Origin of the sequence: Patiriisocius marinus (assembly GCF_008974325.1) — a bacterium.
Taxonomy (GTDB): Bacteria; Bacteroidota; Bacteroidia; order Flavobacteriales; family Flavobacteriaceae; genus Patiriisocius; species Patiriisocius marinus.
In genome coordinates, this window is the sequence record NZ_BKCG01000003.1 from 78,259 (window position 1) to 89,134 (window position 10,876).

At 30.8% G+C, this 10,876-nt stretch carries 11 protein-coding genes; 3 read left to right on the top strand and 8 right to left on the bottom strand.

From position 1 onward, the window contains the following. Positions 1-38: 38 nt before the first annotated feature. From GBH57_RS07340 to GBH57_RS07355, 4 genes are all read right to left on the bottom strand, one after another. The gene (locus tag GBH57_RS07340) at positions 39-497 is read right to left on the bottom strand and encodes an OsmC family protein (protein ID WP_151673609.1); all 459 of its coding nucleotides are present in this window, start codon (positions 495-497) and stop codon (positions 39-41) included. A 370-nt stretch (positions 498-867) separates the two neighbouring features. Then, entirely contained in the window at positions 868-1,164 is a 297-nt protein-coding gene (locus tag GBH57_RS07345) for a hypothetical protein (RefSeq protein ID WP_151673611.1), read from the bottom strand. 23 nt (positions 1,165-1,187) lie between these two features. Then, entirely contained in the window at positions 1,188-2,264 is a 1,077-nt protein-coding gene (gene cydB, locus GBH57_RS07350) for a cytochrome d ubiquinol oxidase subunit II (protein WP_151673613.1), read from the bottom strand. Positions 2,265-2,266: 2 nt separating this feature from the next. After that, positions 2,267-3,601, bottom strand: coding sequence for a cytochrome ubiquinol oxidase subunit I (locus GBH57_RS07355; protein ID WP_151673615.1), 1,335 nt, complete (start codon positions 3,599-3,601; stop codon positions 2,267-2,269). A gap of 236 nt (positions 3,602-3,837) precedes the next feature. Here GBH57_RS07355 and GBH57_RS07360 point away from each other — a divergent pair, with 236 nt between their 5' ends. Continuing rightward, on the top strand, positions 3,838-4,206 hold the full coding sequence (locus tag GBH57_RS07360; protein WP_151673617.1) for a hypothetical protein: 369 nt from the start codon (positions 3,838-3,840) through the stop codon (positions 4,204-4,206). A gap of 82 nt (positions 4,207-4,288) precedes the next feature. Continuing rightward, complete coding sequence (locus tag GBH57_RS07365; protein ID WP_151673619.1) at positions 4,289-6,397, top strand: TonB-dependent receptor domain-containing protein; 2,109 nt, start codon at positions 4,289-4,291, stop codon at positions 6,395-6,397. A 63-nt stretch (positions 6,398-6,460) separates the two neighbouring features. Here GBH57_RS07365 and GBH57_RS07370 read toward each other — a convergent pair whose 3' ends face one another. From GBH57_RS07370 to GBH57_RS07380, 3 genes are read right to left on the bottom strand one after another with little or no spacing between them, the layout of a single operon-like run. Beyond that, positions 6,461-6,934 carry a Dps family protein gene (locus tag GBH57_RS07370; RefSeq protein WP_151673621.1) on the bottom strand — a complete coding sequence of 158 codons (474 nt, stop codon included), beginning with the start codon at positions 6,932-6,934 and terminating at the stop codon, positions 6,461-6,463. 7 nt (positions 6,935-6,941) lie between these two features. Then, positions 6,942-8,270 (bottom strand): MBL fold metallo-hydrolase, encoded by a 1,329-nt coding sequence (locus GBH57_RS07375; RefSeq protein ID WP_151673623.1) that lies wholly within the window; start codon positions 8,268-8,270, stop codon positions 6,942-6,944. A 52-nt stretch (positions 8,271-8,322) separates the two neighbouring features. After that, entirely contained in the window at positions 8,323-8,988 is a 666-nt protein-coding gene (locus GBH57_RS07380) for a peroxiredoxin (RefSeq protein ID WP_151673625.1), read from the bottom strand. A gap of 173 nt (positions 8,989-9,161) precedes the next feature. Here GBH57_RS07380 and GBH57_RS07385 point away from each other — a divergent pair, with 173 nt between their 5' ends. Then, complete coding sequence (locus tag GBH57_RS07385; RefSeq protein ID WP_151673627.1) at positions 9,162-9,674, top strand: GTP-binding protein; 513 nt, start codon at positions 9,162-9,164, stop codon at positions 9,672-9,674. Positions 9,675-9,727: 53 nt separating this feature from the next. Here the strand turns inward: GBH57_RS07385 and GBH57_RS07390 are convergent, their stop codons facing one another. Continuing rightward, positions 9,728-10,873, bottom strand: coding sequence for an efflux RND transporter periplasmic adaptor subunit (locus tag GBH57_RS07390; RefSeq protein WP_151673629.1), 1,146 nt, complete (start codon positions 10,871-10,873; stop codon positions 9,728-9,730). Between the last annotated feature and the right edge of the window lie 3 nt (positions 10,874-10,876).

The following is a 10,876-nucleotide window of genomic DNA, read 5'->3' on the forward strand; positions in this document are numbered from 1 at the left end:
ACGCATTGATAATACTGAAATAGCACCTTTTTTTAAAATTAATCCTGAACAATAACTCTCGATTTCATGGTAATTTTAGAATTAATTGAATTTGAAATTAAACAAGCTTTTTCAGCCTTTTCAATGATACGTTCTGTTCGTTCTATTTTAGAAGTATTAGTTATAACAACTTCTGGAAAAAGTAACACTTCACTAATTACAAACTTGCCATCAACTTTTTCTAAAATACCTTTTGAATCGCATTTAAAACTTTCGTATTCTAATTTTGAAAATTCAGCAATTGCTAAAAATGTTGTCATTAAACAACTACTTACTGCTGCTGTAAACAAATGTTCTGGTGACCAAATGTTTGGAATCCCTCCTGGAAATTCTGGTGGAGTAGCAACTTCTAAACAATTTGATTGATTGGTTTCTTTATTAGTTAATTCTGGAGAACACATAATTCCTTTTCTATCGTGTGTCCATTTTACATTCACATTGTATGTATGTTTTTCCATCATCTTTTATTTGAAATAATTATTATTAAAAGTAGTTGTAATCTGTTTGTTTATAACTGATTTATATCAGTTTTGAGTAGAAATTTCAATCGTAAGTAACGCTAGTTTAAAGACTCCTAATTTTTATTAAAATATATACTAAAAAGTAACATTCGTCACATTTCTTTTAAAAATGGATTCTTAATTTTACTTAACTAAATTAAAAACAACCACTATGGGAAGCAATTCAAATACAACACTTTATATAGTTGCAGGAATTATTATTTTGCATTTTCTAGTTGGATTTATATGGCTTGCATATAAATTGACAAAGAAAAAAAACGATGAATAACAACCAATTTAAATGAACAATTATGTACTACTATATTACTTATTTGTTCATTTTTTTTTCAAGGTATTTTATTGCAACTAAACCAATAGCTCCTCCAATAAATGAAACTAGCATATTAATGGTGAAGAGTATATAATTTACTGTTCCTGTTCTCATTATTGAAACGGGATCAAACCCTAATCTCTCAAATAGTTTAATAAAAAATATACTTCCAAAAACTCCTGCAAGGGTATTTCCAGTAAATCCAAAACTATATTTTTTCTTTGCTGCGCCTAAAACTGTTGCTCCTAAAATGCCAATAAAAACACTAATTATTGATATAAGTGTATCTGTCATAACAGTTGTTTTAAAAGGTTTAATTAATGTTCTCCATACCCAACGTCATCCATTTTACCTCTAAATACGCGATATTGAATAAACATATAAATGGCAACCAATATTGCTGCGATAACAAACCAATATACTCCTACAGTCAATCCATACTCATCAGCAGCAACATTGTAAAGTGTTAGTGAAGGGTTTACATTATTAGTAGAAGGTAATACTTTAGGGAATATTGATGATACGGTTGAAACTAAACCTCCAAATAAAAATAGCGATGAAAACAAAAAACCTAAACCATCTTTCTTAAATGTTTTCACGTTGAATAATCCAAATATTCCTGTAAAAGTTATTAGCGGAAATATCCAAAGCCAAGGGTATTCCATAAAATTATGAAATGGTTTAGGTTCAATAATATGCCAAATTGTTAATGAAAATATAACTAACGCTAATAGAACAAAGTTTAAGTTAAATATTACTTTTTTTAATTTTTGATTTAAACCTGAATTTGTTTTAAATATAATCCAGTTAGCTCCGTGAATTGCTAATGCTATTACGCCAATAACTCCTAGTAATAATGTAAACCAATCTATAATACCAAGTTGTTCTGCTTGAGGACTAAAAGTAGTATTCCATAATGGTAGAAAGAAATAATGTGCTTCGTGAGTTGACACACCGTTTGTTACCATACCTAAATTAACACCCCTTACAATATTACCTAAAGCAATACCAAAAAATAAGGCTAATAGAAAACTAGAAATACCAAAAGCTTTATCCCAGATGGCTTCCCACATTTTATTATGAACTAAACCTCTTAATTCAAGACCTATCGCTCTAAAAATTAGTAGCCATAAAATCATAATTAAAGGTAGATAAAAACCACTAAAAGAGGAAGCGTAAAGCGTAGGGAAAGCAAAAAATAAAACGCCTCCTACTGCAATAAGCCACACTTCGTTTGCATCCCAAAATGGACCAATAGCGTTAGTAATAGCTTTTTTATCTTTCTCTTTTTTCGCAAAAAATAAATGAATAATTCCTGCACCAAAATCGTAACCATCAAGAATTACGTAAATGGTTAACATTGTCATTAAAACGATATACCAAAATAACTCCATAATTAGATGTGTTTAGTTGTTTCAGGTCCTTTATTAATAATCTTTCCTGCTAGCATGATAAATAATAGTCCTAATAGTAAATAAAGACCAATAAAACCAAGCAATGTAAATAGCGTATTTCCAGATGAAACTGTAGGTGAAATACCATCTGCAGTACGTAATAAGTTATAAACTAACCAAGGTTGTCGTCCAAGTTCTGCTGTATACCAGCCCGTAGTATTTGCTATGTACGGAAATGGTAACATGAAAAGTAGCAGCCATAAAATCCACTTAGTAGTGTATAATTTTTTACGATATAATTGAACACTAGCAATAAGCATTAATGCTATAAATATTGTTCCTAAGCCCACCATTATATGATATGCATAATATAATCCAGGAATATTAGTAGGGTAGACGCTTTCATCAAATTCATTAAGTCCTTTAATTTTGGCATCCCATCTTTGATAGGTTAAAAAACTGAGAATATTTGGTACTGCAATTTTATTATCAAGCTTTTTATTATCAACATCCGGTTGACCTATCAATATAATTTCAGAACCACCTTCTTCAGTTTCGAAAATACCTTCCATAGCTGCAAAAGTTACTGGCTGATATTCTATAACATTTTTAGCTGCTAAATCTCCCGTAGGGAATGCTACTAAAACACTTGAAACTAAACCAAACAATACTCCAGTTTTAACAAATAGTTTTCCAAAATCATTGTGCTTATTATTAAGTAAGTAAAAGGCTCCAATGGCAGCAACTACAAATGATGATGTAATTATAGATGCCATCTGGTTATGTATATAAGATGGTAAAAGCCAAGGGTTAGAAAATAAAGCTCCAAAATTATTGAGCACATACCTACCATTCTCTAGTATTTCATAACCAACAGGGTTTTGCATCCAAGAATGTGTAGCAATAATTAAATAACCACTTGCCCAAGATCCTAAAAAGACTAAAAAGCCGGTTATAAAATGTAGTTTTTGACCAAGAAGTTTTTCTCCAAATAAGAAGAGTCCTAAAAAGGATGATTCAAGAAAAAATGAAAACATTCCTTCCATTGCAAGGGTTTGACCAATGATTCCTCCAGTAAGTTCAGAAAATTTGGCCCAATTTGTCCCAAATTGGAATTCCATGGGGATACCAGTTACTACACCCATAGCAAAGTTGAGTGCGAAAATCTTCATCCAAAATTTGGCAGCATCATTATATTTATCAATTTTAGTTCTAAGAAATCTCCATTTAAAATAGACTACCATCAGGGATAATCCCATTGTTAATTGAGGAAATAAGTAGTGAAATGTGATGGTAAATGCAAATTGCATCCTATCGTAAAAGAGCATATCTTCCATACTAAAACAACTTTATTACTGGTTATTTAATAATACAAAGATACAGTACAGAACTTTAGATAATATGTAACATAGGTTGCATTAAGTCTCTTTTTTATAACTCACTATAAATTAATTGTATCATATTTCTTATTATGAAATTTTAAAAATTTATTATTTGCACTATTTCTTACATTATCATTAATAAGGTGACATTTGTTACCCTTTAAGAAGAAAAAGCAGTTTATTTTTGTAATGTGAAATTATTTATCGCTACCATACTTTCATTAATACTTTTAAGCAATAGCTTTAGATCTACTGTTGTTTATGGTTGGTATGTACTAGATTTAGACAGTTTTGTTGAGCAACTTTGCGAAAATAAAGACAACGTAAAATTAGAATGCAATGGTAAATGTTTTTTAACTAAAATAAACCAAGATACTTCCACAGATGAAAGCTCTACTTTTCCAGCAATAGAATGGGATCAATTAGTCTATTTTTCACCTGAGTTTTCGGAAAATTTTGAAGTTTTAATTTCTATTCCTAAAACTATTATTCATTGGCGTGTGGTACACTATAAAGAAACCTCAGCAAATTCAATTTTTCATCCTCCAAAAGTTTCATAATTCTTATAATTTTTTTTTAGAGAACTCATTATTACTATGTGTTCTCAATAACGCTATACTTTAGAATTAAGAAATATAATATATGAAACTTACATATTTAGTGCTTCTAAGCACACTAATGTCTACTTGTCTATTTGCGCAAGAGATATCTAAAAAAGAACAAGATTCTACTGCTAAAAAAGTAGTTGAGTTAAATACCGTTATTATTACTGGAAAAAGTACATCTGATCCAGTTCTAACAACATTAAAAACTGATTTAACAAAAGATGTTGTCCAACCAATAAATGTAGCCGATTTATTTAGCGACTTTAATGGATTCTCTTTAATAAAGCGAGGTAATTATGCGATAGATCCATCATTTAGAGCTTCCCAATACGAACAATTAAATATTCAGTTTGATGGAGGTACAAAAGCAATGCATGCTTGCCCTAACCGTATGGACCCAATTACTACGCATGTAGTCCCAGAAGATATTGAACGTATTGAGGTTATTAAAGGTCCTTATACCGTTAGATACGGAGCTACTTTTGGAGGGATAATAAACTTAGTAACTCAAAAACCACAGCAGTTAGGTGATGGTTTTCACGGAACAGTGAGTAGTGGTTATGAAACTAACGGAAATTCGCTTGTAACGTCGCTAAAACTTCATCAAATAACTGACAAATATGATATTACTGCTAATGCTGGGTATCGTGATTTTGGAAATTATAAAGATGGAGATGGGACTGAAATTCCATCAGCATTTAGAAGTTTAGATTATGGTTTAAGATTAGGGTATAATATTACCGAAACTCAAAGAGTGCAAGCACACTGGCGTCAATCGTTTGGGCGTGATGTATTGCACGCAGGATTGCCAATGGATACTGATGAAGACAATAGTTCTATTTTGTCTTTAGATTATAAAATATCAGATTTAAGCGGTTTAATAGATGAAGTAAATGCAAAAATATATTATTCGTTTGTAGATCATATTATGTCTAATGCTAGAAGAACAACATCGATGACAACCGATGCTTTATCAAGTATTGACGCTTCAACAACAGGAGGGAAGCTAGAATTAAAAATGAAACCTACTGAAAAGTGGATTTTATATGGTGGTTTAGATGCTGTACTTATCGCTAGAGATGGTGGAAGAACTCGCTCTGTAAAAAGAAATATGATGGGAGAATTATTACCAGAACCAGTGGTGTTTCAAGATAAAATTTGGCAAGATTCATTTGTGAATGATTATGGATTATTTGCTGAAAATAAATATGCAATATCTGATAAAACTATTCTAACGGCAGGGATTCGTTATGATTTAGTAGTTTCAGATATTCAAGATCCTGAAGCAGATTTTCAGGAATTGTATTCAAATTTAAATCAGCGTGAAGAACATAATATTTCGGCTACGGTTTCAGGAAAACATCAAATTTCAGAAAATAAAACTCTTGAAGTTGCTTTTGGTCGTGGTGTTCGTTCTGCAAATATGATTGAACGTTATATTAATCATTTTACAGTAGGGCAAGATTCGTATGAATATGTAGGAAATCCAAATTTAGATGCCGAAGTTAATAACCAATTTGAAATAGGGTTTAAAGGTCATAAGCGTTTTGATACTACTTTTGAAGCATTGCGCTATAGTATTTCAGGGTACTATTCTATTTATGAGAATTATATTGTTGCCGTGATTGATCCAACTTTAGAGAGAAAATTTATGCCAACTGCAACTCCGCAAGAGGTTAAACGATTTGTAAATATTGATAAAGCATATAAAACAGGTTTTGAAGCTGAAGCAGTAATCGATTTTGCTTCATATTTTAACTTTATTACAGGTGTATCTTATATTTACGCCAAAAATAGTGATTTAGATGAGTCTTTACCTTTAACGCCGCCTTTGGTTACTCGTTTAGGTTTAGGGTTTGATAAAGATTTTTATTGGGCTTCATTAAATTATATAATTACATCTAAACAAGACAATATTGCTCTTAGTTTTGGTGAGCAAGAAACTTCAGGATATGAAACCTTAGATTTAAAAATAGGGGCTAAGCCTTTTAAGGATTTGAGTGTAGGTTTTGCAGTATTAAATTTATTTGATGAAACGTATAATAACCATTTAAATTTCTCATTTAAAAATCAAGCAGATTTTGATAGTGTTCCCATTAACGATCCAGGAAGAAACTTCTCATTTTTTGTGAAGTATGATTTTTAAGTAAAAAATAAAACCCCTTTTGAGAATATCAAAAGGGGTTTTAAAATTTAAAATAAATATATTCTAGTTTTGATATGCGGAAAGCATCCATACTAATTTTTCTTGTTGTACAATATAATCACTCATTAATGCTGCAGTTCCTTCATCATTAGCATCACCAGCCAAATTTAATATTGCTCGTTCTTTTATAAGTAAGATGCTTAAAGTCTTTAATATGCTTTTAATAGCATCTTCACCATCGGTAACATTCTCTTTTGCTTTTATATCACTCATTTCAATGTATTGTGCAAAAGTATGTACTGGAGTAGCACTTAAGGTAAGAACGCGCTCTGCAATTTCATCAACTTTTTCTAATGCATCATTATATAATTCTTCAAATTTTAAATGTAATTCGAAAAAATTCTTTCCTTTAATATTCCAATGAAATCCTCTAAGATTCATATAAAACAATTGATAATTTGCTAATAAATCGTTTAGTTCTTTTGCGGTAGTTTGAGATGCTATTACATCTAAGCCAATGTTATTCTTATTTTCCATAATTATATTATTTAAAATTATTAATGTCGTCACTTAAATCATATACGGTAGTATTTTTTAATATATTTTCTAGAATACTACTTCCTGCAGCACTTCTATAACCACCAGCACAATGAACAACTACAGGCTTGTTTATAGGTATGTTATTTGCATTTTCTCTTAACTCGTTTAAAGGGTATGATTTTGCAGTGTCAAAAAAGCGCTCTTCATTAACCTCACTGGTGTTTCTTATATCTATGATGGTATAGTTTTCTGGGTTTTCTTTAAAATCTACCAAATTTAATTTTTCGGTTTTTAAAAGATTTTCTTCTGAAATAGTAATTACTTGTGTCACTTGCTTTTCATAGCCAATTTTTGCAACTCTATTTAAAATATAATTTTTCTGCTCTTCTGAATCTATTACTAGTGTAAATGGTTCATTAGGCTGTACAATTGCTCCTAGCCAAGTTTCAAATTTTTCAGTTTCAGAAACACCCATTATGTTAATACTTCCTGATAAATGTCCCTTTTTAAAATCTGCTTCATCACGTATATCTACAATTAAACCTTTGGCATTTTCACTATTTTTAAATGGAATACTTTCTATTGAAGGTTTTAAACTTTCGGCTCCTGCCTTGTTAGTATCTACATCAAAACCAAAATATGAAGGTATAAATGGCTGCCCATCTAGTATGGTATTCATAAATTCTTCTTTGGTTTGTTTTTTAAAAGCCCAATTGCCTAAGCGTTCATTTCCAAGCGTGCTGCTATTTGCTTCACTTAAATTTTTACCACACAATGATCCTGCTCCGTGAGCTGGATATACTAAAGCATTGTCTGGCAAGTTGTTAAATTTTGTTGTAATCGTATTGTACATCATGTTGGCAAGTTCTTCACGTTTTGCTTTCATGTTACCAGCTTTTTCACGTAAATCAGGCCTTCCTACATCACCAATAAATAGTGTGTCTCCTGTAAATAATGCAGTTTTGTCTTTATTTGTTGCTACAATGGTAATACTGTCTGGTGAGTGTCCTGGCGTGTTTATAGCTTTTAGAGTAATATCTCCTATTGTGATTGAGTCGCCGTCATCAAAAGCTTTGTGAGGGTAATCTGCACCTAATTTTTCACTGTTATAAATTGTTGCTCCAGTTTCTTTATGAATTTGTAAATGAGAGCTCACAAAATCTGCGTGTGGATGAGTTTCAATAACTGCAATTATAGTAGCATTATTTACTTTAGCAAAATCATAATACGCTTTTGGATCACGTTCTGGATCTATTACCGCCATTTCACCATTACTTACAATTGCATAAGAATAGTGGGCAAGAGGTTTGTATTCAAATTGTTTTATATTCATAATAAATAAATTTAATAAGGCTTTAGTAAATATACCAAAGCCCTTTGTTAAATTAGATATCTTTTTTAGCAAGATACCAAGTAATTTTCTCTATAGATTTATCTTCAAGACGTTGGTTTAGAGCGTCTAATGTTTTAGGTGGTGGACAAATTGCTTTGTCTCCTCTTTTCCAATCTAGCGGCATTGCCACTTTGTGTTCATCAGACATTTGAAGCGCATCTAATGCTCTTAATATTTCATCCATATTTCTACCTACATTTAGAGGGTAGTACATTACAAGACGTATTTTTTTAGATGGATCTATAAAGAATACGGCTCTTACAGCTGCAGTCTCACTTTCATTAGGCTGTAGCATTCCGTATAATTTTGATACTTTCATGTCAATATCTGCAATTATTGGAAAGTCAAAATAAACTCCTGTATTTTCTCTTACATTTTGTACCCAACCTAAATGTGCATGAATGCTATCAATACTTAATCCTAATAACTCAGTATTAAGTGCATCAAATTCAGATTTTCTTACAGCAAAACCACTCATTTCGGTTGTACAAACTGGTGTAAAATCTGCTGGGTGAGAAAACAAAACAATCCATTTGTCTTTAGCAAATTCTGACATTTTTATTTTACCTTTTGTAGTAACAGCTTCAAAATCTGGTGCTGTATCTCCAATTCTAGGCATTGAAATAACTTGTTCTGGTAATAAAATTTCCTTATCCATAATAGTTTAAATTTATTGTTATTAATTATGGTATAAAGATACACTATGAGTTGAGTGCTTTAAGTGACTAAGGTTACATAAACCGTTATTAATTAAAAAATTTGATTAATCATTTATTATATTTTTTATTATTAATTTTAGTCTAGTGAAAAAATAGATATATTTAGATTCTTATGGAATTATCTAATGAAATTGTTTTACGGCCAAGGTTTACAATAGAGTCCACAGATGCTCCAGATAAACTATTAGCTACTTTTGAGGAATCTAAAACACACACGGTAGATTTTGTAATAAGTAGGATTGATGATCACGTTTTTATCCGAATACCAAAAAACAAACAACATTTTTGGTCTCCTCAATTACACTTAGAAATATATAAAATTGAAAGTCAGCCTACAATAATTAAAGGTCTTTATGGTCCTAATCCTACTGTATGGACCATGTTTATGTTTTTGCATTTTGTAGTAGGAACACTCTTTATTGGAGCAGGAGTCTGGATGTATACAAATATCGCTTTAGGCGATCCTTTCATTTTTCCTATTGTTGCACTAATAACCTTATTTATAATGTGGTTTGTTCTATATTTTTCGGGAAGATTAGGTAAGCAAGCAGGTAAAAAAGAAATGCTCCAATTACAAGCGTATTTCTACGAAACTTTAAAAAAAGGCCACAGTAGTTTGTTGTAGCCTTTAATTTTATTATGCTTAGTGTGCTGCTTTCTAAAGTTTATTTTGAATAATTATTCTCCTATCAAATTAAAAGCTCCTTTAGTTAAAAACTGTGAAGTTGGCGTTAAGTTAGGTGCTTTTTCAATAATTGAAAACCCGTTATAACTTACCTTAGTTGAAATTTCTTCTTGACTAAAATAATAACTATTGTCTTCTTTTTTGTTGAGTATTAATATGTAAGAAATATTATCAACTTCAACTATAGCTTCACTTGGTAATGCTTTAGATACAGTTGTTTCAGTAATAATATTAGCATCTACAAACATACCTGTTAGAAAATTAGTTTCATCCTCATTTTCAATATGCCCATGAACAGCTATTTTTCTATCTGGTTGTATTGAAGTTCCTACGAGATGCACTTCAGCTTTATATATCTCTGAAGAGGCTTCGGAAATTTTAAAATCAATTTTTTGTCCTTTTTTAATGTTCAAAATATCTTTTTCAAAAACTGAAAGTTCTAAATGAATATGATCTGTATCAATGATTTCTAATATTTCAGTTGCAGGCGAAACATAACTCCCTTTTGTAATATTCATTTTAGTGATACTTCCTGAAATTGGTGCGTACATACTAACAATTGAACTAATTAATCCTTCGCGTACTCTTGATGGAGAAATGTTTAGCATCCTTAATTGCTTGTCTAAACCAGTATGTTTAGCGACAGCTGTTTTATAATCACTCTCTGCTTTTAAATAACTTTTTTGAGATGTTATATTTTCAGCTTTCATTGTAGTTTGCCTATCGTATTCAGATTTCAAATACATGAGTTGTTCATTTACCTCCATATATTCTTGTTGAAGACTTACAAATTGAGGGTTTTCAATGGTAACTAATACTTGGCCTTTTTTAACAACATCTCCCACTAGTAGTGGTGTTGTTTTTATATAACCTCCCATTGTAGCACTTACTACAGCTCTGTTTTCTGGTGGTACATCAATCATTCCATTTACTGATATAATTTTAGGAAATGCTTTTTCTTCTAGTTTTCCTAGCTTCATCTCATTTTGTTCAAATTGTGTTTGAGTTACTTTTATTAATCCATCATCAACTGTTAAATTATCAGTATCATTGGTATCTATTTTATTATTTGTTTCTCCACAACTCCACAGTAATACTATTACAGTTAGAGTTACTATTTTATATATATTACGTTTCATAAC